Source organism: Bacillus massilinigeriensis, from assembly GCF_900111815.1.
Taxonomy (GTDB): Bacteria; Bacillota; Bacilli; order Bacillales; family Cytobacillaceae; genus Mesobacillus_C; species Mesobacillus_C mediterraneensis.
In genome coordinates, this window is record NZ_LT630004.1 from 2,706,115 (window position 1) to 2,729,675 (window position 23,561).

The 23,561-nt window shown below is 43.9% G+C and carries 23 protein-coding genes; 1 reads left to right on the top strand and 22 read right to left on the bottom strand.

What is annotated here, in order from left to right; all coding sequences use genetic code 11:
* Positions 1-797: 797 nt before the first annotated feature.
* From BQ5796_RS14160 to BQ5796_RS14180, 5 genes are all read right to left on the bottom strand, one after another.
* Complete coding sequence (locus BQ5796_RS14160; RefSeq protein WP_071460809.1) at positions 798-2,084, bottom strand: murein hydrolase activator EnvC family protein; 1,287 nt, start codon at positions 2,082-2,084, stop codon at positions 798-800.
* Between the two features lie 104 nt (positions 2,085-2,188).
* On the bottom strand, positions 2,189-3,085 hold the full coding sequence (gene ftsX, locus BQ5796_RS14165; protein WP_071460810.1) for a permease-like cell division protein FtsX: 897 nt from the start codon (positions 3,083-3,085) through the stop codon (positions 2,189-2,191).
* Entirely contained in the window at positions 3,075-3,761 is a 687-nt protein-coding gene (gene ftsE, locus BQ5796_RS14170) for a cell division ATP-binding protein FtsE (RefSeq protein WP_071460811.1), read from the bottom strand. The genes ftsX and ftsE overlap by 11 nt, the downstream gene beginning before the upstream one ends.
* 525 nt (positions 3,762-4,286) lie before the next feature.
* Positions 4,287-4,595, bottom strand: a complete 309-nt coding sequence (gene cccB / locus BQ5796_RS14175) for a cytochrome c551 (RefSeq protein WP_071460812.1) — start codon at positions 4,593-4,595, stop codon at positions 4,287-4,289.
* Positions 4,596-4,644: 49 nt separating this feature from the next.
* Complete coding sequence (locus BQ5796_RS14180; RefSeq protein ID WP_071460813.1) at positions 4,645-5,508, bottom strand: YitT family protein; 864 nt, start codon at positions 5,506-5,508, stop codon at positions 4,645-4,647.
* Between the two features lie 370 nt (positions 5,509-5,878).
* Here BQ5796_RS14180 and BQ5796_RS14185 point away from each other — a divergent pair, with 370 nt between their 5' ends.
* Complete coding sequence (locus BQ5796_RS14185; RefSeq protein WP_071460814.1) at positions 5,879-6,475, top strand: DUF4158 domain-containing protein; 597 nt, start codon at positions 5,879-5,881, stop codon at positions 6,473-6,475.
* Between the two features lie 590 nt (positions 6,476-7,065).
* On the opposite strand, the gene prfB is transcribed toward BQ5796_RS14185, so the two are convergent.
* The 17 genes from prfB to BQ5796_RS14270 all read right to left on the bottom strand — a co-directional run bounded on the left by prfB (position 7,066) and on the right by BQ5796_RS14270 (position 23,522).
* Positions 7,066-8,167 (bottom strand): peptide chain release factor 2 gene (gene prfB, locus BQ5796_RS14190; RefSeq protein WP_097677999.1). Its coding sequence is split into 2 segments (ribosomal slippage): positions 7,066-8,094 and positions 8,096-8,167, totalling 1,101 coding nucleotides; the frame shifts between segments, so codons are not numbered across the junction.
* Between the two features lie 115 nt (positions 8,168-8,282).
* Positions 8,283-10,796: a preprotein translocase subunit SecA gene (secA, locus tag BQ5796_RS14195; protein ID WP_071460816.1), complete on the bottom strand. Its 2,514-nt coding sequence runs from the start codon at positions 10,794-10,796 to the stop codon at positions 8,283-8,285.
* Between the two features lie 312 nt (positions 10,797-11,108).
* Positions 11,109-11,657, bottom strand: coding sequence for a ribosome hibernation-promoting factor, HPF/YfiA family (hpf, locus tag BQ5796_RS14200; protein ID WP_071460817.1), 549 nt, complete (start codon positions 11,655-11,657; stop codon positions 11,109-11,111).
* Between the two features lie 197 nt (positions 11,658-11,854).
* On the bottom strand, positions 11,855-12,199 hold the full coding sequence (fliT, locus tag BQ5796_RS14205) for a flagellar protein FliT (protein WP_071460818.1): 345 nt from the start codon (positions 12,197-12,199) through the stop codon (positions 11,855-11,857).
* Positions 12,199-12,600 (bottom strand): flagellar export chaperone FliS, encoded by a 402-nt coding sequence (gene fliS, locus BQ5796_RS14210; protein WP_071460819.1) that lies wholly within the window; start codon positions 12,598-12,600, stop codon positions 12,199-12,201. Before fliS ends, fliT begins: the two co-directional genes overlap by 1 nt.
* 21 nt (positions 12,601-12,621) lie before the next feature.
* Positions 12,622-14,652 (bottom strand): flagellar filament capping protein FliD, encoded by a 2,031-nt coding sequence (gene fliD, locus BQ5796_RS14215; RefSeq protein ID WP_071460820.1) that lies wholly within the window; start codon positions 14,650-14,652, stop codon positions 12,622-12,624.
* Positions 14,653-14,664: 12 nt separating this feature from the next.
* A complete protein-coding gene (gene flaG, locus BQ5796_RS14220; protein ID WP_071460821.1) occupies positions 14,665-15,036 on the bottom strand; it encodes a flagellar protein FlaG in 372 nt (123 codons plus the stop codon).
* A gap of 292 nt (positions 15,037-15,328) precedes the next feature.
* Positions 15,329-16,939: a flagellinolysin gene (locus BQ5796_RS18165; RefSeq protein WP_071460822.1), complete on the bottom strand. Its 1,611-nt coding sequence runs from the start codon at positions 16,937-16,939 to the stop codon at positions 15,329-15,331.
* Positions 16,940-17,019: 80 nt separating this feature from the next.
* Positions 17,020-18,258, bottom strand: coding sequence for a flagellin N-terminal helical domain-containing protein (locus BQ5796_RS14230; protein WP_071460823.1), 1,239 nt, complete (start codon positions 18,256-18,258; stop codon positions 17,020-17,022).
* Between the two features lie 147 nt (positions 18,259-18,405).
* A complete protein-coding gene (gene csrA, locus BQ5796_RS14235; RefSeq protein WP_071460824.1) occupies positions 18,406-18,624 on the bottom strand; it encodes a carbon storage regulator CsrA in 219 nt (72 codons plus the stop codon).
* Between the two features lie 4 nt (positions 18,625-18,628).
* Positions 18,629-19,057 carry a flagellar assembly protein FliW gene (fliW, locus tag BQ5796_RS14240; RefSeq protein WP_071461313.1) on the bottom strand — a complete coding sequence of 143 codons (429 nt, stop codon included), beginning with the start codon at positions 19,055-19,057 and terminating at the stop codon, positions 18,629-18,631.
* 13 nt (positions 19,058-19,070) lie between these two features.
* Positions 19,071-19,661 (bottom strand): DUF6470 family protein, encoded by a 591-nt coding sequence (locus tag BQ5796_RS14245; RefSeq protein ID WP_071460825.1) that lies wholly within the window; start codon positions 19,659-19,661, stop codon positions 19,071-19,073.
* 44 nt (positions 19,662-19,705) lie between these two features.
* Positions 19,706-20,623 (bottom strand): flagellar hook-associated protein FlgL, encoded by a 918-nt coding sequence (gene flgL, locus BQ5796_RS14250; protein WP_071460826.1) that lies wholly within the window; start codon positions 20,621-20,623, stop codon positions 19,706-19,708.
* A gap of 10 nt (positions 20,624-20,633) precedes the next feature.
* Positions 20,634-22,154: a flagellar hook-associated protein FlgK gene (gene flgK, locus BQ5796_RS14255; RefSeq protein WP_071460827.1), complete on the bottom strand. Its 1,521-nt coding sequence runs from the start codon at positions 22,152-22,154 to the stop codon at positions 20,634-20,636.
* Between the two features lie 26 nt (positions 22,155-22,180).
* Entirely contained in the window at positions 22,181-22,654 is a 474-nt protein-coding gene (locus tag BQ5796_RS14260) for a flagellar protein FlgN (protein ID WP_071460828.1), read from the bottom strand.
* A 54-nt stretch (positions 22,655-22,708) separates the two neighbouring features.
* Entirely contained in the window at positions 22,709-22,978 is a 270-nt protein-coding gene (flgM, locus tag BQ5796_RS14265; protein ID WP_071460829.1) for a flagellar biosynthesis anti-sigma factor FlgM, read from the bottom strand.
* 139 nt (positions 22,979-23,117) lie between these two features.
* Complete coding sequence (locus tag BQ5796_RS14270) at positions 23,118-23,522, bottom strand: TIGR03826 family flagellar region protein (RefSeq protein WP_071460830.1); 405 nt, start codon at positions 23,520-23,522, stop codon at positions 23,118-23,120.
* Positions 23,523-23,561: the final 39 nt, after the last annotated feature.

The window sequence follows — 23,561 nt, forward strand, 5'->3', positions numbered from 1 at the left end:
ACCTTCATACTCTCATCATCCATTCCAACGAAAATATGAAAAATCACACTGAAAAGTTAAACTTCATATGAAGCAATTTTTAGTAGTTTTTTTGTGAAAAAGGGAGGAATTTACGCGATGTGGCGGGAGTTTTTGATTTACATTGTTTGTGTAATCGATTACACAAGGAATTAGCCTTTGTTCTGAACCCTTCTGAAAAGCGCTATCTACGGTAACGGTTCGTTTATCTACGGTAAACGGCAATTTATCTACAGTAAACAGCAATTTATCTACGGTAAACAGCGATTTATCTACAGTAGATCCCAAAATGTATCCATTTAATCCGAAATATGTAAATGAACACACAAAGGTTAACCTTCATACTCTCATCATCCATTCCAACGAAAATATGAAAAATCACACTGAAAAGTTAAACTTCATATGAAGCAATTTTTAGTAGTTTTTTTGTGAAAAAGGGAGGAATTTACGCGATGTGGCGGGAGTTTTTGATTTACATTGTTTGTGTAATCGATTACACAAGGAATTAGCCTTTGTTCTGAACCCTTCTGAAAAGCGCTATCTACGGTAACGGTTCGTTTATCTACGGTAAACGGCAATTTATCTACAGTAAACAGCAATTTATCTACGGTAAACAGCGATTTATCTACAGTAGATCCCAAAATGTATCCATTTAATCCGAAATATGTAAATGAACACACAAAGGTTAACCTTCATTAGAAGCAATCAACAGTTTTAAAAAGACAAAAAAAACAAAAAGACAAACCCGATATAGCATCAAGTTTGTCTTTATTAATCTATTAAAAGTATCCGCGCGGGTCAACTGCATTGGATTTTGACTGGTTCCAGTCGCCGACATGGAGTTCAAAGTGCAAATGCTGACCAAAAGACTGGCCTGTGTTGCCCATGAGACCGATTTGCTGGCCGCGTGATACGCTGCCGCCGCTTACAAAGCGTGCGCTCAGATGTGCATAAACAGTTGTATAGCGCTTGCCATTAATAGAGTGGGCAAGGAAAATAACGTTTCCGTAGCTGGAAGAATAGTAGGAACGAATGACAACACCGTCTGCCGCTGCAACAATCGGTACATTGGCTCCCCTGTTCGCAATATCAATACCGGCATGGAAAGATCCCCAGCGCGGTCCTAGACCAGAGGTTACCCTTCCAGTTGTCGGAAATTGAAGCATTCCGCCTGAAGCTGCTGGCATTTGACCGCCTCCGCCGCCAGAAGGTGCTGATGCTGCGGACGAACTGCCTCCGCCACCATTAGAAGAGCTTTGCTTCGGTTGAGAAGCTGCTGCTTGGCGATTTTGTTCATTCTGGATTGCCTGTGCGAATGCTGCTTCCTGAGATGCTGCAAGCTGCGCTTCCTCTTCAAGGCTCAAAGTTTCTGCATGCATATGCTCTTCTTCTTCCTTGAGTTCGCCCATCAAACTGCTCTTCTGTTCAATTTCCGCTTTTAGCTTAACAGAAAGAGCTTCCAGTTCTTCTTTCATCTTCTTTGTTTCTTCAAGCTTCTGCTTTACAGCGTTTTGCTTATCTTCTAATTCTTTTTTATCTTTTTTATGTTCTTCAAGAATATCTTGGTCGGCTTCCACGATAGTTGCCACCGCACTCATTCTTTCAACAAAGTCTCCAAAGCTTTGAGCGCCAAGGATGACGTCTAGATAATCAACGGTCCCGCCGTTTTCTTGGTAGGAACGAGCCCTTTCTTTCAACATCTCATTACGCTTTTCAATTCTTTCTATCAGAACTTTGATTTCTGCCTCGAGCTTCTTAATTTCAGCTTCAATCTTTTTGATCTGCTCATTTTTTTTGTGGATTTTTACAGTTGCATCTTCCACTGCTAGGTCCGCTTTCTTGATTTGATCTTGAAGACCCTTTTGCTGTGACTGAAGTTCGCCGATTTTCGTTTTCTTTTCCTTGATAGCAGAGTCTAGCTTCGCCCTTTCCTGGTGGGCGCGGGACTGCTTTTCCTTCAGTTCGCTAATTGATTCTGCCTTCGCCTGGTTCAGACCAATTGGGCTCGCCAAAGTACCAAGGCTTAAAGTACTAACCATTGCTAGTGAGAGAATTTGTTTTTTCACTAGAGTTTACCCCTCTCAAACTTTTATAGTTTCGTAGCTTTTCTTCTTAGATTTTCGCGCAATGCCCGGGAAAAAACCGGCGCTGTTGCCGGCTCCCTCCTCTATTACACTTTAAGGAATTTACGGACGGACATGAGACTTCCCCAGATTCCGATTGCTGCTCCCATGATCAGCAAAACAGCTGAAAGCTGGTAGACGAATGGATTGAATTCTATTAATTTAATAAAATGCTCTCTAATTAGCTTGGCCTGGATGAAATCGAATAAATAGTAGTAGGCACTTGAAACAACGGCAATCGGAATGATTGCTCCGAGAATCCCCAGCCAGAGACCTTCAAGGAAGAACGGCCATCTGATGAAGGAATTGGTTGCGCCAACAAGTCTCATAATTTCAATTTCCCGGCGTCTTGCCACAATCGTAATCTTGATGGTATTAGAGATTAGGAACATTGCCGTGAACAATAGTCCAATGATGAGGACAAGCCCGACGTTCCTGCTTATTTTCAGCACATTGAAAAGCTTTTCCACCTTGCCTTGTCCGTATTTCGCTGACGAGACATAGTCCATTTTTTCGATCTGCTTCGCAATTTTCATTGTATCTGTTGGATCTTTCGTCTTTACGACGAATACATCATTCAGCGGATTATCCTGCTCAAACAGCTTGAAAGATTCTCCCCTGTCACCAAGGCTTTTAATCAGGTTGTCCAATTCTTTTTCCTTCGGTGAATAAGTAATGCTCTTGATGCCGCCAAGCTGGCCTATCTTTTCTTCAAGGTAATCCTTATCCTTCTCGTTTGCTGCCACATCGATATGTACGCGGATTTCTACGTCCTCTTCTATCGTTGTTGCCATTCTATTGAGATTCATCATAATGACGAAAAACACACCAACAAGCAGCAGTGTGACCGTTACTGCGCTGACGGAGGCGAATGTCATCCAACCGTTACGCGTAAGGCTCTTGAAGCTTTCTCTTATGTGGCGGCGAAAGGTTCTAGCTTTCATATCCGTAATCACCCTTCGCTTCATCGCGGACGATCCTGCCGCCTTCAATCGCGATTACTCGATGTTTGATTGTGTTTACTATTTCTTTGTTGTGGGTAGCCATGACAATAGTGGTGCCTCGTAGATTAATCTCATCGAAAATATTCATAATTTCCCATGAAGTATCTGGATCGAGGTTCCCTGTAGGCTCGTCTGCAATAACAACCTTCGGGGAATTGACGATGGACCTGGCAATAGACACCCGTTGCTGCTCCCCGCCGGATAGCTCCGTTGGAAGCATTCTTGCCTTATGCTTTAATCCGACAAGATCAAGGGTTTCCATGACCCGCCTTTTAATATTGGCAGGCTGTTCTTCAATGACCTCCATCGCAAACGCTACATTCTCATAAACACTGAGCGTCTGCAGCAGTTTGAAATCCTGGAAGACGACGCCGATATTTCGACGGAGGAGAGGCACTTTGTTATGTCTCAGTTTAGAAAGGTTGATTCCATTAACACTGATGGTTCCATGCGTGGGCCGGATTTCCCGGTACATCATCTTGATGAATGTCGATTTTCCCGCGCCGCTCGGACCTACAACATATACAAATTCGCCTTGTTCTATGTTTATATTAATCCTGCTAAGGGCTGTTACACCGTTAGAGTAAGTCTTGCTCACATCCTGCATTTCTATCATTATCAAATCACCTTAGCTTTATGTTAATTCCCTTGGCTATCATTCGACATTTTTTGTAACAAACCCATTATAACATCCTACTCTTTCAATAAAAGCCTTTTAATATTACAGTTTCTTTTCAAAGGAAAAGATATTATCCACCTTATTACAAAAGGAGTAATTGCTGTTATCTTTGTAATGAAGGGGTTTTTCTAAAAAACTACTGCAAGTATTGATATGACAGGATTCGCAAAGCAAGTCGCAACTACACGAATGTTCTGGTATATTTCATTTGTGTTACAATTATTTTCATTAAATTTAGGAAAAAAAAGCAACATTCATAAAAAACTGTTGCTTTTCGCAAAGCCACTGAGAAATTCTGCTGTCCTTTCCCTGCAAAAACCCTGTCAAGCCTCGTCATCAGGCGCAATGCTTTCCGCTAGATGTACACGTGAGCCTTGTCATCGTAATAGCTGCAGCAAAAAAATAAAAAGCCATTCTTCCATCTGGATAGATGGAAGAATGGCTTTTTTCAATGGAGCAAGCTTATTTCTTTTCGCTCAGCCATTTTGCAACAGTTGATGCGTCTTCACCTTCTAGTTGTTTTGCTGGCATACTGCCTTTACCTTCTTTGATGATTTTTTCAATCTCGTCTTGAGAAAGCTTTGCACCAACTTTGTCCAACGCAGGACCTGCTCCTCCTTCAAGATTCCCGCCGTGGCAGCTAGAGCATTTTTGGTTGAATAATTTTTCCGGATCGCCAGCGCTCTTAGAGTCTCCCGCTTCGTCGCTTCCGCCGCATGCAGCAAGTGCAAGCGTTGTTCCCATCAAAATTGCAGCCAACTTTTTCTTCATTCGTAACTCCCCCTTTAAATAATACATACATATTCATTCTATACCATCTCTACGCATTTTTAAAACCTTCACCTACCACTTCAGATGCATCGGTAACAATGACAAATGCTGTAGTGTCTATTTCCTTCACTACTGTCTTTAATTTCGTGAACTCGGTTTGATCGACAACACACATGACGACAGGCCGTTCAGTATCGGTGTACCCTCCATAAGCCGAGAGTCTAGTAACTCCACGATTGATTTCCCGATAAATCGCTTCTCTAACTTCTTCCTGTTTTAACGTAATAATCAGCGCCATTTTCTCCCTGCCGAAACCTACCTGTACAAGGTCGATTGTTTTACTTGTGACATAGAGGCCGATCAACGCGTATAAGCCCCTCTCCACATCAAAAATAATCGCAGCGGAAAGAACGATCATTCCATCAATCATCGCGACGCATTTTCCAAGGGACACCCCAGTGTATTTATGGACAATCTGAGCGGCAAGATCGGTTCCCCCCGTAGAAGCCTCCCCGCGAAATACAAGGCCAAGGCCAAGCCCCACACCAACTCCGCCAAAAAGAGACCCGAGAAGCGGGTCAAGCGTCCAAGGCTCCATATCGTTTGTTAAAAAAACGACAAACGGCAGAAACACAGTTCCAATGAGTGTCTTCATTCCATAGCGCCCGCCTAGAAGCAGCACTCCTGCCGTGAAGAGCGGTATATTAAAAGCCCATTGAACATACGCCGGCTCCCAGCCAAACATGGCGTCAAGAATCGTACTAATACCGCTGATGCCTCCTGAAGCCACTCTGTTTGGTAAAAGGAACTGATTGAATGTAATCGCCACAATTGCAGAGCCTGCCAAAATATAAATATAATCCAATGCCTTTTCGATGATCGGATAAGTTTTCTTGTTCCGGTTTTTCTCCACAGTTTTTTCCCCTTTTTATTTAGTAGAAAGTAATCTGCGGTATGATGTTGACCCCTTTTTTCCGCCGATTCCGACAGTGAGTATAGCATGCCCATTCCTTCCTGTAAATGTCATAGTAATCCCATTTTTTCCTGCACGCCTCGAAGCCGTTTTACTTTTTATGAATTTTTTTGAAAAGGGAAAATATACCCATGCCCCTATGTGTAATTTATGTTATTCTTCGCATATAGGGGTGCGGAAACGATTCGCAGATTGAGGGGCCACACTGGTAAATATTGGGCAAATCAGTTGAACCTATCATTTTGATAGGTTTTTATTTTATTATAATGATAGGAATGTTTAAAACTTTTAGATAAAGAAGGGATATGAATTGCCAAGTATTCAGGATACCATTTACCCCCGGTTTAAAAGTAATCTGACAGAGAAGGACTTGGAAGAAGTATATACCCCAAAAATAAATGAAATAGAATGGGCAGAGATTAAATCTAAAGGTACCATTCAGCAATTGGCGTTACTAATTTTAATTAAAACCGTACAGAAGCTTGGTTTTTTTATGCGTATTGTCGATGTTCCGGAAGTGATTGTCATACATATAGCGAAAAAGGCACACTTGCCTTTGCCTACTGAAGAAGAATGGAAAACATATAGTGGAACGAGAACTGCCAAACGGCACTTCCGTTTTGTTAGGGATTATCTTCAGCTTCAGCCATTTGATTATGAGGCACACCAAATTGTAACCGATACAATGAATAAACTTGCATTTAGCAAAGATGATCCTGCCGACTTAGTTAATGCTGCGATTGAAGAATTAATACGACTACGATATGAATTACCCGTCTTTAATACCTTAAAAGATGCAGCCAATGACGTTCGAAATAAATCCTATCGTACCATCTATCATCAGATTGACCATGCACTAAATGAAGAGCAAAAAAAAGAACATAGACCAACTTTTTCAAATACCTGATGGCGCTACCTTCAGTTCTTGGAATGAACTAAAGGAAGATGCAAAAAGAGCAACTTTGTCACATCTAAACGATTTAATTGTACGTAGGAATTGGTTAATAAATCTACTGATATATTTTTCGAAAAAAAGCTTCGATTTCATTCAAAATGACAAAAATGCAGATTTCAAACCTTAAAAAGATGTAATGCGGCGCTATAGTTCGTTATGTAATCGGTTACACATCGTTTTGCGGACATCCCTATCTTCCTCTCAAGAGGATATCTACGGTAATCTTCATTTTATCAACGGTAAATAGCGATTTTATCTACGGTAAATCCCACTTTATCTACGGTAAACCGCAATTTATCTACAGTAGCTGTATCTTAGTTACTCTCTTAACTTTTAATGTAAAAAATTATTTTGAGCGTCTCTAACTGAGCCCAGAGGAATCAATTAAAATGACAATTTAGGCTTTTAGAAGCCAGCATTGTGAATGACGCTTTTCATCAAAACAACAAGTATATCCTAAATTTACCAATAGTGCGAGCCTGAGAGTTTAACAGCACACCATAAAAATCCCCCGCCTCAAAAAAGGCAGGGGATCGGCATTATTACGCTAGCTTGGAACGCAAGTATGCGTTAATAAACGCATCTAAATCGCCGTCCATGACTGCCTGAACGTTTCCTACTTCCGTATTTGTGCGATGATCCTTCACCATCGAATAAGGATGGAACACGTAGGAGCGGATCTGGCTGCCCCATCCGATCTCTTTCTGCTCACCGCGGATTTCGAGGAGTTGCTTCTCTTTTTCCTCGATTTCGCGCTGGTAAAGCTTTGCTTTCAGCATATTCATCGCGCGGTCACGGTTCTTAATCTGAGAACGCTCCGTCTGGCACGTTACCACAACGCCTGTTGGAATGTGGGTGATTCGCACCGCTGAGTCAGTTGTATTGATATGCTGTCCGCCGGCGCCGCTTGCCCGGTAAGTATCAATTTTTAAATCCTCTGTGCGTATATCGATTTCAATTGTATCATCAAGCTCCGGCACTACCTCGCACGATACGAAGGATGTATGGCGGCGACCGGAGGAGTCGAATGGCGAAATCCGGACAAGGCGATGTACGCCCTTCTCTGCTTTCAAGTAGCCGTATGCGTTATGGCCCTTGATGGCGAGCGTCACGCTTTTGATGCCCGCTTCGTCTCCTGGAAGGTAATCAAGCGTCTCCACCTTGAAGCCGCGTTTTTCCGCCCAGCGCGTATACATACGGAGCAGCATCGAACCCCAGTCCTGGGATTCCGTTCCGCCTGCACCTGGATGGAGTTCAAGTATAGCATTATTTTTATCATAGGTTTCGCTCAAAAGCATTTGCAGCTCGAAGTCGCCAAGACGATTCGCCAAATCAGAAAGCTCGCTCTCCAGTTCCTCTTGCAGGTCAGCGTCCGGCTCTTCTTTCAAAAGCTCAAACGTCAGCTCCAAATTCTCGTACGTTTCGAACATATCATGAAAAACATGAACCTGATCCTTCAGCGCATTTGATTCATTGATGACTGTCTGCGCTTTCTGCTGGTCATCCCAGAACTCCGGCGCCAGCATCACTTCATCAAGTTCTGCAATTCTCGCTTCCTTATTTTCAAGGTCAAAGAGACCCCCTGAAGCCCGCTAATATGTTAGCTGTTTTTTCCAATTCATTCCTGATTTCTGCCATTTCCATTCTCTTTCACCTCATCAATTAGTTGTTATCATTATATATCTTTCCAGCCTGTTTTTCACACACCAGATGAAAAAAAGAGACGGCGGATCGTCCGCCGGCCCTTTCCCTCTCTTGATCAGCCTTCTAGTTTGCCGTGGCAGCTCTTGAATTTCTTGCCGCTGCCACAATAGCATGGATCATTGCGGCCAATGTCAACCGACTTGGTGGCAGGCTTCTTCTTCACCTTTTCTCCATCCTCTTTCGGATTGACAGCATGTCCCTTCACGACTTCTTGACGCTCAAGGTTATTGCGAATTTCCGCTTTCATCACATAGCGAGCTGCTTCTTCTTCGATGGAGGCAATCATGTTTTCGAACATCACGAAGCCTTCCTGCTGATACTCACGAAGCGGATCGATTTGTCCGTAGGCACGAAGGTGGATACCCTGGCGGAGATGATCCATTTGATCGATGTGATCCATCCACTTCGAGTCAACGGCGCGTAGAACGATCACTTTCTCAAACTCACGCATTTGCTCGGAGCCAAGTTGATCTTCCTTTTCGTTATAGCGTTCCATCACCAATGCAAAAATGGAATCTGTTATTTCATCACGGTCTTTATGGCGAAGATCGTCAACGCTGATATCTCCGTCCTGGAGGAGGTTGCCGCTCACATAGTCAGCAATGCCTTCCAGCTGCCATTCATCGCTGTCTTCCCCTGCTGGCGTATGGATGGAGACAACGCGCTCAAGCACAGAAAGAATCATTTTTTCTATTACTTCGCGAAGGTTCTCTGCTTCGAGTACCTCATCGCGCTGCTTGTAGATAATCTCACGTTGCTGGCGCAGCACATCGTCATACTGAAGAAGCTGCTTACGTGCATCAAAGTTATTGCCCTCTACGCGTTTCTGTGCGGATTCAACGGCTTTGGAAACTATTTTGCTCTGGATTGGCTGAGAATCGTCCATGCCAAGGCGTGACATCATGTTTTTCATATTGTCGGAACCGAAGCGGCGCATCAGCTCATCTTCCATGGAAAGGTAGAACTGCGTAACACCAGGGTCTCCCTGACGACCGGAACGTCCGCGGAGCTGGTTGTCAATCCGGCGGCTCTCATGACGTTCGGTACCGATGACCGCTAGTCCTCCAAGCTCGATTACTCCTTCACCAAGCTTGATGTCAGTTCCACGGCCCGCCATGTTTGTCGCGATAGTTACAGCGCCCTTATGGCCTGCTTCCATGATGATTTCAGCTTCACGGCCATGGTTTTTTGCGTTAAGAACATTATGTTTGACACCCTTTTTCAGTAGGAGCTTTGAAATGAGCTCAGATGTCTCGATCGCAACAGTACCTACAAGCACAGGCTGACCTTTCGCATGGCGTTCAGCAATATCCTCGACAACCGCACGGAACTTGCCTTCCATTGAAGCGTAAATTAAGTCTGCTCTGTCATCCCTTATAATCGGACGGTTTGTCGGGATAACGACAACATTCATATTATAAATATTGCGAAATTCTTCTTCTTCCGTTTTTGCCGTACCAGTCATCCCGGAAAGCTTTTCATACATCCGGAAGTAGTTCTGGAAAGTGATCGTTGCTAGCGTCATGCTTTCATTCTGGATTTCCAGGCCTTCCTTTGCTTCGATAGCCTGGTGCAATCCATCGCTGTACCGGCGCCCTTTCATGAGGCGGCCGGTAAACTGGTCGACGATGATAATCTCGCCTTCCTGAATAACATAATCGACATCCAGGTGCATCGTCACATGCGCCTTCAACGCCTGGTTGATGTGATGGTTCAGCGTCACATGCGCAATGTCAAAAAGGTTATCGATGCCAAAGCCGCGCTCCGCCTTCGTGATTCCTTCCTCTGTTAGCTGCACGCCCTTTGTCTTTTCATCATAAGTGTAGTCTTCCCCTTGTTTCAACGTGCGGACAAAAGCATTCGCTTGAATGTAGAGAGAGGTGGACTTCGCCGCAGTACCAGAAATGATGAGCGGTGTCCGCGCTTCATCGATCAAGATGGAGTCGACTTCATCGATTACAGCATAATGGAGCGGGCGCTGAACCTTCTGCTCACTGTATAGCACCATGTTATCGCGAAGATAGTCAAATCCGTATTCATTATTTGTTCCATAAGTAATATCAGCACGATAGGCAGCTTGCTTCTCTGCATTATCCATGCCGTTTAAGTTAAGGCCGACTGTCAGTCCGAGGAACTCATACAGCTTGCCCATTTCCGTCGCATCACGGCTAGCCAAGTATTCGTTGACAGTGACAACGTGAACGCCTTTTCCGGTAATTGCGTTAAGGTAAACCGGCATGGTTGCCGTCAGCGTTTTACCTTCCCCTGTCTTCATCTCGGAAATATTACCTTCGTGAAGGGCGATACCACCCATTAGCTGCACTTTATAAGGATAGAGACCAAGCACGCGGCGGGCACCCTCGCGAACGACCGCGAAAGCTTCCACAAGAAGGTCATCCGTGGATTCACCGTTTTGATAGCGGGTCTGGAATTCTTCCGTCTTGGCCCGAAGCTCGTCATCCGTTAATTTCTCTGTATCACCTGCAAGCTTGTCGATTTCATCCGCAAGCCTTGTTAATCTTTTCACATCGCGTTTGTTCTGGTCAAAAATTTTATCTAAAATCCCCATACTTACGCTCCTTATCCATTCCGTCTTATCCAACAAGCATTTTGCGTTCTATTGGCACTAAATAAAAAAGATTCGCCATAAAACCTACCGAATCCTTGTAAAAATTCGATTTAGTTCTATCTAATTTTAACACTTCAGAAAAAGAGTGACAACATTTCGGGGGATGTTCTCTTGAAAGCTAGGTTCGCAGACCAAGTTTCGCAGGGAAATAATGCGATTTTTCTGGAAAATAGGTTATTCGACATATTCTTCCGACAAAGAACCCAAATAGAAACCCGCAGCCTCAAGTGACTGCGGGTTCGTTCGCGATTCTTATTGAGCTTCGATTAAGCCGTAACGCCCGTCCTTACGCTTGTAAACAACATTGGTGCTGTTTGTATCAGCGTTTTGGAAGACGTAGAAGCTGTGGCCAAGCAGGTTCATCTGGAGGATCGCCTCTTCGCTGTCCATTGGCTTCAGGTCAAAGCGCTTCGTACGGACAAGCTCCAGCTCATCTTCCTCTTCTTCATGCGGAACAGCCTCTGTGAAAATTGGAGCTGACTCCTTGATGCTGTCACTGTTGCGGAACTTGCGGTTTACTTTTGTTTTATGCTTGCGGATTTGTCTTTCCAATTTATCCGTAATCAGGTCGATTGCTGCGTACATATCTTCGTGGATTTCTTCGGCCCGGAGGACGAGGTTCTTCATTGGGATCGTTATTTCTACCTTAGATTTTTTATCTTGATATACTTTCAGGTTTACGCTAACGCTTGCGTTTGGCGTTTCTGTGAAATAACGTTCCAGCTTGGCAATTTTCTTTTCGATATACTCTCTAATTGCCGGAGTTACCTCAATGTTTTCACCGCGAATGTTGTAGTTCATAAGCGAGCTCCTCCTTTAATCTTTCTATGAGTTTATATTTCTATTTTACCCTAAAGAACTCCTGCAAAAACAGGGAAAAGATTTGACGAATTCATGAAGTTTTTCAAGTTCTGGACAGTAGAAAAGTTGAAAACCCTGCCGTTAAAAGGCGAAAACCGCCGAAATGGCGGCTTTCTCTTGTCGAAGATCGGAGGCACTTACTTCCGTTGATCGTAAAATACTCCATCCACCGACAAATTCCCGTATGGATTGATATATCTTCGATTCGATTCTTTTTTATTCTGAAGCTCGCGAATATCAAACTGAATAGCACTGAATTCCTTGGAAAGCAAATCTTCCAGCTTCCGCTCCAAAAAGACGAGCCGCCTGCCCAGTTCCGCTTCCTCCGTGGTAAAGGGCGGGCGGATGCTGCCAAGCAAGCTTTCCCTCTGTTCTAGGAGATTCTCAATTGCAGCGATTTTTTCATCCCGCTCGATACCCTTGCTTTGCAAAAGATCTATCATCGTTACAGTGTATTCGTGATATGAGCTAATAGAACACATCAAGCCCGCCTGCTTTCCCCATATTGCATCTGCCTGTTAATTTGGATTACCTGCTTCCATGTGTCCCGAAATTCTGCAGCGAGGGCTTCTACCTCGACAAGGATGGCCGGGTCGTTTTTGATATTCGCTTCAATCAGCCTTCTGTACATATAATCATAAAGACTCATCATGTCCTTCGCTACGTCCGCTCCCTCATCCAGCGTTACCATCAGTTCCCGGACGATATCCTGTGATTTAAGGATATTGGTGTTTTTCCCGCTGATATCCTTGCTTTCCATGGCTTTCTTAGCAAGTGCTGTGAACTTGATGATTCCATTATAGAGCATGAGGGTCAATTCACCTGGCGAAGCGGTTGTCACTGAATTCTGCTGGTAAGACTCATACGGATTTTTGACTGCCATTTTTACTCTCCTTTTTTATGCTTACTGGCCGCTGAACTGCTGCATCAAGTATGTCGATTGCGAATTCGCTTTGGAAATCGCCTTTTCCATTGCGGTAAACTGGCGCCAATAGCGCTCTTCCACTTGCTTTAGCTTTTTTTCAAAACGCCCAATCGAGTTGTCGATACTGTTGATTTGTTTTCCTAGCGCGAACTGCTGGTTCGTGGAAAAAGTATTGCCCGCTCGCTGCTTCAGATCGTCCATTGTCCCAGTCACCGTGTCATAGAGGCGATGGGCAATTCCCTTCGAAGCATGGTCAGACCCTTCTCCACGGAACAGGTTCTCGACTGATTCCGGATTTTCTTCAATCGCTTTCTTAAGCTTTGCTTCATCGATAATGAGCTTCCCGCCCTCAAGGTAGTTCGGGCTAGTCTTGATACCGATATCCGCAAGCTGCTTCATCATCGGATCAACCCTAGAATTAGCCACTGGTGCATAAAAATCGCTGCGCATCTTAGTCAATGAGCCTGTCAGGATAGAATCTCTCCGCAAAAGACCGCTTTTCGCTTTTTCTTCCCACTGTTCTTGTTGCTTTTCCGAAAGTCCCTTGCGCTGTTCATCTGTCAGCGGTTTGTACGACTTATAGTACTCTTCCGATGTTTTCTTGCCGATTTTATCAATGAGTTCATTGTACTTATCAATGAACCCTTTAATATTGTCAAAAACCTGGTTTGAATCATTGCTGACATTCAATGATACTGCTTTGCCATCGTTGAAAGTCTGTTTGAGTGTAAAAGTGACTCCGCTCATTTCGAACGTATTAGATGAGCGCTCTGTTTGCAGGCCGTTGATGGTGAAAACCGCATTCTCTCCGCCAGATTCTGCCTGCCCGCCAAACTTCAAGACACTGTTCAGAAAATTGCCTGAGAACACCATCTCATTTCCACTAGCGTTGAAGTTTCCCGTTTCCTTTCGGGTCATTGTCATCTGGTCCGTAAAGCTATCATAAAACATTGTCACGCCTGCGTTTGAGCTGTTGACCCGACTCATGACACCTGCGAGAGTTTCGGTTCCCTGAACACCAAAGTTTTCAGTCACAAGCCCTTTTGAAGTATGGGAAGCGACAGAAAAAGTGAAATAGTTTTGCGTATAATCGGCTTTGATTGCTGCATCTTTTTCGATTGCAGCATCTAGCGTTACTTTGCCAGTGATGGTGTCAACACTGCCTACTTTGTCTCCCGCGTCGTTTTTCAGTTCCCTTACTTTATCCGTTGAAACAGTATCCATCGTATAAGTGGAAGTTCCAACGGAAAGCGTCAGGCTGTTAACCGACCCTTTGCCAAGCTGGATAACTGTCTGTCCTTCACCAGCCGTACTGGTTTCTATTTTTTTATTGGCAAAATAATCGACGTGAATAGTTGAACCTGTCGCAGGCGGGGTTTTGAATGTTAAAGTTCCGTCCGCCGCAACCATGACTTGATTATCGCCAAGACCATCTGCTGGAAGAGCTGAAACAACCTGGAATGCCTTCCCGTTCACCTTCACATTCATCGCTTCAATATCCTGGAGAGCAACCCCTTCGCCAAGCTTCAGCTTAATCGGTCCGTCTGCTGCCTTGATGGCTTGCGAGTCAACAGAGCCTTTTTTCCAGTCAAAGTCAGACGAATGAAAGCTGTCACGGCCTTCGTACAGTCCGCCAGTCAGGTTCACCTTCTCAGTTGCGGAAGACGAAATGCCTCCGCTATTTTTCACCATTGCCGATGTCGCGAGATGCGTCACCTTATCGATTGAATAAGATGCCTGTGAAGCAGCACTGCTGGCCGTCGCCGTCACTCGATCGTTGAACGTCGAACTTACGGCCCTTGCGCGATATTTCGTCGTCAGCTTCATGCTCGTCAATTCCGAGCGAAAATTCAGCAGCAGGCTGTTCATCGAGCGGTAATCATCCCGCTGCCACTCGATCACCTGCTTCTTTTGCTTTAATTTATCAAGCGGCATGCGTTCGGCCTTCATCAAATCGCCGACAATCGTATCAATATCCATGCCGCTCGCTAATCCGCCTATCCGTACCATAAAACAACCACCTTAAATTTTTTTATCAACCATCAAGCCAAGATACTCCGTCATCGCAGCATAAATATCGAGCATCTTGCGCGAAGGAATCTCCCGGACCACTTCATCCGTCTTTGAATCAACAACCGTCACATAGTACTCATTTAACTTTTCATGGAACTCAAAGCGGATCGTTGTCTTTGAAACTTGGACGAAATCATTCAGCCCGCGGACAATCTTCTCTACTTCCTCTTTGGAAAGAGCCTCCTCCGGAAAAACCTCTTCCCCCGGAAGAATTGTAGGCCCGCCGTCCGCTGCGCTATGTCCAAGATTCGCTCTCCCAGCCTCCGTAACCCGGAGTCCCGAGGAAAAAACATTCCCAGCCGAAACCTTCTCAATCATCACAGTAGCCCCCATTACAATTCAGCTTCTATAGTACATATATCGGTTGCGGGTGGAGGGTTGTTTAGGGGTTTTTGGGACCATACGCGGGTTTCTCGGCGATCAAATATCTTCAAGCAGCTCAAATATAGTCCGAAGTTTCTCACCAAAATTCTTTGACTTGTCTTCGATAATTTTGGAGCGATTATAATATGATACTTACAACTTTTTTGGAACCCTAGGCTAGGCCTAGATTAGAATTTTCTTTTCCACGAAAAGAGGCTTGTCCATTCGGACAAACCCCTGATTGAGTATATTAACGAAGAAGTTGTAGAACACCTTGTGGTTGTTGGTTCGCTTGAGCCAACATTGCTTGTGCTGCTTGAGACAGAATAGAATTTTTAGTTTGGTTCATCATTTCTTTCGCCATATCAACGTCACGGATACGAGATTCAGCTGAAGTTAAGTTTTCTTCTGAGATAGCCGAAACAGCTATCGCTTTCTCTAGACGGTTTTGATAGGCACCTAGACGTGAGCGTTCAGAAGATACGTATCTAATCGCTCCATCAAATATAGATATGTTGTCATCTGTTTTACTTAAAATATTTACATTATTAATTCCTAGTGATTCACTTGTAACATTAACCAATTCAATATTTATACCTGGACCACCTCGCAATGAAGATACTCCCGCACTAAAAGTTGGCCACTTTTCTACAAAAGCTGTTAAAGGGTTCTCTAAATCTAAATTTACGGTGTCTGGAACGGTTGTATTATCATCACCGCCACCGATAGCTCCGGTGTCAGCATCACTTAAATCTATATTAGAGTTAACAATTGTCGCATTTGCCTTGAAGTCAGAAAGAAAACCTGCTTCATCATAACCTAATAAATCCGTTAAAGCTTGGTCTAGAGTCTTTTCTGCTCCACCAATTTTAATCTCGTCAAACAAAGTTTTAATTCCCCCGGTTAATTGCGCATCCAGGTATTTTACTGCAGCATACGCAGCAGAATAATCCGCACTTGAACTGTCCCATGTATCTATCTCGTTCTTTAGAGTTGCGAAATTTGCTCCATTATTCGAGTCTGCCTTTAATCTTTCATCAGCACCAGCTATAAATTCAGCTGTACCTTCTACAAACCATGTTGGTAGGTCTCGCATATTAGTTGTTCTGCCCATAACCGCATGTGTCATCTCATGAGCGATAATCCGATCATTTGAAATCCAAGATCCACCACCGTTTGGCATAGAAACTGGTGAAAAGTCACTCATATCCAGAACTAATTTCTGATTAAAATATCTCCCATCAGTTCCTGTAGTATAATAAGACCCCTGTACCCATGCCACTCTTCCGTCACCTGAATTTTGTATAAATTGGATATCAAAGGGGGCGTCATCTGTTGCTGCTTGTAAACCATAGTGAGTTGCTATTAGAGTTTCACTATTTTTCAACCAATACTTCTGTAAAGCCTCTACAGCCTTCTTCTGATCTTGACTATTAGATGAGGAAGTTACATTTAGCAAATTGATTGTGTTAAATTCGGTATTATTAGCGATCCGATCCACTTCTTTTACAACTTGATTGATTTCATGTTGGATAGACTGACGATCAATATCAGTTAGAGTGTCATTTTTCGATTGTACTGATAGTTCTCTTCCCCGTTGCAGCAGAGAATGGATTTCTTCCATCCCCCCTTCTGCTGTTTGAAGCATCGAAATGCTGTCTTGCATATTTCTTTGCTCCTGCCCTAAACCTCTAATCTGTGCCCTTATTTTTTCAGAAATTGCTATCCCTGCCGCATCATCACCCGCTCTATTGATACGCAAACCACTAGACAACTTCTCAGAAGACTTCATTATCTGATTTGAAGCTTGTGAAAGGCGACCATAGGTGTTCAAGGCAGCAATATTATGATTAATCTGCATTCCACCAACCTCCAAATTTAAATATTATTTAAGAAAGAGACCTTAGAAGTCTAAGGTCTCTTTCTTAAAAGCTACTAAAATTAACGAAGTAATTGAAGTACTCCTTGAGGTTGTTGGTTAGCTTGAGCAAGCATAGCTTGAGCAGCTTGAGAAAGAATAGAATTTTTAGTTTGGTTCATCATTTCTTTCGCCATGTCAACATCACGGATACGAGATTCCGCAGCAGTTAGGTTTTCAGAAGATGTGTTTAAGTTATTGATTGTGTGCTCTAAACGGTTTTGTGTAGCACCTAACTTAGAACGTTCCGCGGAAACTTTTTGAATAGCCTGATCTAATACTTTAATTGCAGTACCGGCTTGAGATTTTGATCCAACTTGTAAATCTCTTACTCCTAATGTATTTGCTCTCATATCACTTATTGACAGATTAAGAGTTTGTCCTTGATTTGAACCAATTTGGAAATCCGCACTTCCATCTGCACGTTTGTCTTTAGCTTCTGTTGTAGTTGTGAAATTTGACAATGCATTGGATGCAGCTTCTTTTCTTGTTCCATCTGCACTAGTAACCTGGATAGATAGACCATTTATTTGACCTGCAGTTCCAGCAGTTGCAGAAGTTACAACCATTTTTCCTGCTGCAGTTGCTACAGAATCCACTGACGCATCTGCTGCAATTTTATCAGTTACGTCACTTAAAGCTTCAGTTAAGGCACCAACTGTGTGTTCTACAGTCTTCTGAGTGCCATTTACTGACCAAGTAATTGTAAATTTATCACCAACCGCTAGCTGTAAGTTATTTCCGTTGGCATCAAGAAGTCCACTTAACTGTGTATCATCTGCCATTGTACTTTCTAAAGCACCTGTAAGAGCATGGGTTGTTGCAGCGCTTACCCCTGCACCCATATCACCGTTAATTAATTTCTTTGTATTGAATTCAGTTTGTTCACCAATTCGTTGAATTTCTTCACCCAATTGTTTTACTTCGTCTTGTATATTCTTACGGTCTTCTGCTGTATTCGTATCATTTGAGGATTGAACTGCTAATTCACGCATACGTTGAAGTATGGAATGGGATTCATTTAATGCACCTTCAGCGGTTTGAATTAAAGAAATACCATCTTGAGCATTTTTTGATGCCATATCCAACCCACGAATTTGTCCACGCATTTTTTCAGAGATTGCAAGACCAGCTGCATCATCTCCAGCTTTGTTAATACGAAGACCTGAAGCTAATTTCTCCATTGATTTAGATTGTGCATTTGCTGCACTGTTCAATTGGCGGTGTGTGTTAAGTGCTGCGATGTTATGGTTGATTCTCATTTTTGTTTCCTCCTTGAATTGGGTTGTCCACATCCGTGTAGACATTTGTTTTTGCTCGGGGAGCCGGTCGGCCGTCCCTGCTCGCCCTTACAATTGTTTTATCGTCTTTTTGGAGGATTGTTTTATAGTTTTATTCAATTTTTTCTTTTATTTCTTTTTAAGGAATCCCAGCATAGCGCCGATATCTTTAGATGCGTGCTGGTTTTCCTTTGTGATCTGGTCATAGATTTCCTTGCGGTATACTTCAACATGATTGGGAGCCTTGATGCCGATCTTGACTTGGTCGTTTTTCGAAGCGACGATGGTGATTTCGATGTCATCGCCGATTCTGATGCTTTCGCCGTTTTTTCGCGTTAGTACAAGCATGACCTCACCCCTTTGCGCTTTCAAAAATAGGATGCTTCGTCGCATAAGTGCTATCATGAATAATAACCTGCTTCGCCTTCAGGCTTTGGCGGTTCAGAATGATTGGAGCCTGGAGATTTGCTGTTGTATTAACAAACGGGTCTTCCACTGTCAGAATGGAGTACACCTCAACATCCTTTTCTGTCTCTATACCCAGTTCGCCCACCGAAACTTCATCTAGTTTGAAATCGTACTCCTTGAAAAAATGGAAAGGGCTGCTGACGATAAAGGCAAGCTCAGGTGTCTCTATTGATTGCATTGCAAAAAAGATATTTTCCTCGGAAAGCGGCAGAAGGGTAAACTTCTTTTCATCCGGAAATCCGGGAATGCCTTTTTCAAATTCGATTACTTCGCTGATTTCCGTCTCGCCGTGGTATTTTGTCAGGATTCTCATTTTCATCAGTCCTTTAAATGGATTGTTCATAGTTGATTCCCACAAACTTCAGATTCTCAAAATCAATTTTTAATGAAGGGTAGTTTTTTAAGGAAACTTCTGCTTTGCCTGGCGTATAGCTTACACTTGGTTTATTCGCTGTGATGGATATGATCGGCTTATTGGCTTTTGCCCGGATCTCTACCTTTCCGGGGTTGTAATCTATTTTGACACTGCCATGCGACGGAATCCACCCGATATTAAAATCATACATCGGCGTCTCACTGTTTCGCTTTGCCTGCTCAGCAATAGCGTTGCCACCGTTCTCTATCATCATAAGCTCATCACCATCCTGGGAACGGCGTGCGATACCTGACAGCAAGTCCTCGTATCCAAGTTGGGCAAATTCTTCTTTCCTTCTTTTTATAGTCTTCAAATCCATGTCTGCTCGCGCCTGTGTCTGGTCGATCGTCAGCCTTGATGGCGTATGCTCTATTTCTACTTCTGCCGGTGGCTGCTCGATGCTCACCTCCGCCTTCGGCTGCTCGATTTCCAGCTCGCCACGGGTTGTGGCAATCTGGGTTTGCGCGAAGGTTGATTCCATCCTTATTTGCGGTAGCTGCATAACAATACCTCCTAAGAAAAAAAGCTACTCCCAAAGGAAATAGCTTATCGTAAAAAGTCAAGAAGCGATGGCTGGATAATGCGTGCACCAACGCCGAGGGCAGCACGGTGAATGGTTTCCTGTACTTTCAAATCGACGATTGCTCTCTCGAGATCCACGTCTTCATTATCTGATAGAACTCTGTTTGCAATCACTTCCTGCTGGGCAATCCGCTCATCAATCATTTCGAGGCGGTTATAACGAGCACCTAGCTCAGAACGCTCGGCAGAAAGGCTGTCCATCGACTTATCCAAATCCTTCAGCAAGTCGTCCATATTCAGCGTCGCTGGATCAAACTTTTGCGCCGCTTCGCTGTCAGGGTCCATCGCTGCTTGCAGCTTTGTTAACGTATCAAACAGTTCCTGGCCAAACACGTTTGAAGGATTGATGTTCGCCTTCATGGAAACACCACGCGAAACTTCCACATTGTAGTTTTGAATATTAGAGTCCTTAAGATTCGCCGCCACTTGTGGAGGCGTACCTTCCGTCACAGGCGGATTGTTCGTATCGGTTCCGTGAAAAATATAACGACCTGCTACCTGCGTATTCGCAATGGAGACGATATCGTGTTGAATCTGTTCAATTTCGCGCGCAACTGCTTTTCTATCTTCGGGGCTTAACGTACCGGTTTTTGCTTGAATAGTGAGTTCCCTTACGCGCTGCAAGCCCGTATTCGTCTGCTCAACACCCGCCTCGGAATTTTCCATCCAAAGATAAAGCTCAGAAAGGTTGCGTTTGAACTGCTCCACTTCAGACAAGTTGGAACGGTAGAACATCCCTTTCATTGCCACAACCGGATCATCAGATGGTCTAGTAATTTTTTTGCCTGTATTAATTTGGGTTTGGTATTTATCCATTCTGCGGTAGCTTTCACTCAAATTCCTCAGCGAGTTATTTGCTACCATCGATTGTGTGATCCTCATCGCACATCACCTATCTTCCTCCGGTTCCCATGCCGTTGATGATTTTATCTAGAAGCTCGTCCGTCAGGGAAATCATCCTGGCGGAAGCATTGTAGGCATGCTGGAACTGGATCATATTCGACATTTCTTCATCAAGTGAAACAGCGCTGACAGATTGGCGGCGGTTTTCAACCGCTCCCATGAGAGAGCCGCTGTTATAGGATAGCCTTTCAGCTTGCTGTGAAAGTACGGCCATTTCACCTATCACGCCTTCGTAATAATTTCGGAAGTTGGCTTTGCCTTCACTTCCTCCGCTATACGCATATTGGTTGTTGATAACGTTTGCCAAGTCAAGAACTCCCTGGGAATCTCCAAGATAAGGATTGGCAGGTGCGGCAGTGGCAATATTATCGATATTCTCAAGGATTTCCTTCGCAACAGCCATTCTCCCAGCGTAGCCCTTGCGGTCACCGCTTACATTAAAGAATGGGATAGCTTTTTCTCCGTTGGCGATTTCATTCGGGCTCAAGTTGGCTTCATGCACCTTGTTGAACTCTGTTGCAAACGTATATGCTAGGTTGTCCAATTCTTCTAGCATTTTCGGATAGACGCCTTCGACTTTACCGTTGCTATCATAACCGAAAGAATCGATAAGCGCCTTCAGCTTGCCCTGGGATTTCGTGAAATCAATGCTTGTATTACCTACCATCACAGACTTAACAGAGCCATCCACTCCTGAAAAATCAGCGGAAAATTTATTTATTTCACCACCATTAACCATTTCAGCAAGCTTTCCGCCATTGTCATCGACTAGCGAGATGGTTGCCTGGCCTTCCGCTAGTGCACTCGGACTTCCGTCAGGCTCCGTATATTCCACCTTGATATTGGCAAAGGTTGAAAGCTCGTCAATCAAGCGGCTGCGCTCATCATAGAGGTCGTTTGGAAGGTATCCGTGCGGTTCTACTTCACCGATTTGCTTGTTCACTTGACTGATTTGATAAAGAATGGAGTTTAATTTGCTCTCTGTTACCCCAATTTCATTTTTTAAATCGGTTTGAATGGAAGTGAGCGATTGGTTAAGGTATTGGAATGTCTCAGATAGCGCAATACCGCGCTGGCGCACAACAGAACGGGCACCGGGGTTTTGCGGATTGACGGCAAGATCCTGAAGTCCTTGCCAAAATTCGTTCATTGTCTCAGAAAGTCCTGTATCGGAAGGTTCGTGCATAACTTCTTCGAGCTTTTGCAGAGAATCTGCACGGGCTTGCCAATAACCGAACTTATTGCTTTCGCTTCGAAATTGCACATCAAGGAATCCTTCCCTGACACGTTCGATCGAGCCTGCTTCAACGCCAGTACCGAATTGCCCTGGCATTTGCGGCCTGTTCATGGATGCTGCTGGATAGGGGCTTGTCTGGACAAAATTGACTCTTTGACGAGTATAGCCTGGTGTGTTAGCGTTTGCGATATTATGCCCGGTTGTATGAAGTGCACTTTGCTGGGTAAACATCCCGCGGCGCGCTGTTTCAAGACCCATAAAGGTTGAACGCATAATCGTTCCTCCAATGATGTTGTTTTTTATGCTTTTCCGTTGAAGAGTCCCTGTCCTGCTTCATTAGTCTTTCTTTTCTGAGGACCGTAATTATAGTTTTCCTGTTGGGGCATGACAAGGTTTCTGGAAAAACTGATAAATTGCAGCGATTGGTGAATCAGCTGCTGGTTTAAGAGGTTATTCTCTTTTATGTTGTCTATTACTGTAAGAAGGCTTTCCTTTAACTCAAGAAGGCGGGACTTCTCATCGTCTTCCGCCTTTTCCGCTGCCATGGATAGCGTTGCATTGTTTATACCAGGGAATAAGGACGCGGAAACCTTCTCCCTTTCTTTATCAAGTTTTTCGATTGCGGATATATGGGCTTGTTCTTTTTTTATTATGTCATTCAGGGATTCTATATCCCCTTTTTTCACGATTGCGGTTTTCCTTACCGTTAGCTCTTGCAAACTCTGATGCAGCTTTAAAAGCTTTTCCATCACCGGAATAAGTTGGGCTGTCATAGAATCCCTCCATTACATGCAAAAAGAAATACTCGTCATGGAGACGAGTTTCTTTTACTTTTTGAAAAAGAACTCAAGCATGCTTTTAGCTGTTTCCTTCGGCTCCTGTTTGTAGGTTCCGTTCTCTACCTGGTTTTTCAGCGATTCAACACGCTGAGTGCGCTCTTGCTGCACCCGGGACATTTGCTGCATTTCTTTAGCGGCAGATGAAATCTCTACTTTGTCTGCTTTTGTACGCTGATTGAATTCAGTTTTGCCCACTTTCGCCTTTTTTTGGATATAAGGGTTAATCCCTGATGGTCCTTGATTATTATTTATTTTCATAATATAACCTCTCTTTCAACCGTACGTATCTACCACTGATTATATCGGCAAATAAGGCGGAGTTGTTAACATAATAGACGAAAATGGAACAATTTACCCATAAACTAATCTTCTATCGTGAGTTAAGACCTGCGACTTTTTACAGTGATTTCTTTGAAAGGAAGGTTTGATTGCGCTGGAGCTGCTGTTTTCTCTTCTCTTCTTTGTTATAGCGTTCCAGCTCTTCCTTCAATTCTGATGTGCAGCTTGCGCAAAGCCTGCCTTCCCGGATGATGCCCCCACATTTATCGCACGGGTACCCGAGGTTAGGAAATTGCGTCGTACGGAGTCTGCCGGCTTTCACAAATTTGAGGATAAGCGACTCTTTGACACCAGTCGCATCGACAACCTGTGTGATGGTAGCAGCGCGATTCTCCCGCTTTCTCATATACTTAGAAACCGTATCGTACGCCCGTTCTTCTGCTTTCCAGCATTTCTCGCAAACATCGCGAAAATTATTTTTTACAAATATCTCCCCACATCCAGGGCAATTAATGAGATTCATAACGAACCCTCCCTTCTGCGCTTCACCGCATGACCTTCG

Excerpts from the sequence above, each read along its gene's own strand:
- flgL (WP_071460826.1), bottom strand. The coding sequence starts at position 20,623 with ATGAGGATCACACAATCGATGGTAGCAAATAACTCGCTGAGGAATTTG.
- csrA (WP_071460824.1), bottom strand. The coding sequence starts at position 18,624 with ATGCTTGTACTAACGCGAAAAAACGGCGAAAGCATCAGAATCGGCGAT.
- flgK (WP_071460827.1), bottom strand. The coding sequence starts at position 22,154 with ATGCGTTCAACCTTTATGGGTCTTGAAACAGCGCGCCGCGGGATGTTT.
- BQ5796_RS14260 (WP_071460828.1), bottom strand. The coding sequence starts at position 22,654 with ATGACAGCCCAACTTATTCCGGTGATGGAAAAGCTTTTAAAGCTGCAT.
- fliT (WP_071460818.1), bottom strand. The coding sequence starts at position 12,199 with ATGTGTTCTATTAGCTCATATCACGAATACACTGTAACGATGATAGAT.
- fliW (WP_071461313.1), bottom strand. The coding sequence starts at position 19,057 with ATGAGAATCCTGACAAAATACCACGGCGAGACGGAAATCAGCGAAGTA.
- ftsE (WP_071460811.1), bottom strand. The coding sequence starts at position 3,761 with ATGATAGAAATGCAGGATGTGAGCAAGACTTACTCTAACGGTGTAACA.
- BQ5796_RS14270 (WP_071460830.1), bottom strand. The coding sequence starts at position 23,522 with ATGAATCTCATTAATTGCCCTGGATGTGGGGAGATATTTGTAAAAAAT.
- BQ5796_RS18165 (WP_071460822.1), bottom strand. The coding sequence starts at position 16,939 with ATGCAGATTAATCATAATATTGCTGCCTTGAACACCTATGGTCGCCTT.
- secA (WP_071460816.1), bottom strand. The coding sequence starts at position 10,796 with ATGGGGATTTTAGATAAAATTTTTGACCAGAACAAACGCGATGTGAAA.
- BQ5796_RS14245 (WP_071460825.1), bottom strand. The coding sequence starts at position 19,661 with ATGCAGCTACCGCAAATAAGGATGGAATCAACCTTCGCGCAAACCCAG.
- BQ5796_RS14230 (WP_071460823.1), bottom strand. The coding sequence starts at position 18,258 with ATGAGAATCAACCATAACATCGCAGCACTTAACACACACCGCCAATTG.
- flgM (WP_071460829.1), bottom strand. The coding sequence starts at position 22,978 with ATGAAAATAAATAATAATCAAGGACCATCAGGGATTAACCCTTATATC.
- hpf (WP_071460817.1), bottom strand. The coding sequence starts at position 11,657 with ATGAACTACAACATTCGCGGTGAAAACATTGAGGTAACTCCGGCAATT.
- fliS (WP_071460819.1), bottom strand. The coding sequence starts at position 12,600 with ATGGCAGTCAAAAATCCGTATGAGTCTTACCAGCAGAATTCAGTGACA.
- fliD (WP_071460820.1), bottom strand. The coding sequence starts at position 14,652 with ATGGTACGGATAGGCGGATTAGCGAGCGGCATGGATATTGATACGATT.
- ftsX (WP_071460810.1), bottom strand. The coding sequence starts at position 3,085 with ATGAAAGCTAGAACCTTTCGCCGCCACATAAGAGAAAGCTTCAAGAGC.
- cccB (WP_071460812.1), bottom strand. The coding sequence starts at position 4,595 with ATGAAGAAAAAGTTGGCTGCAATTTTGATGGGAACAACGCTTGCACTT.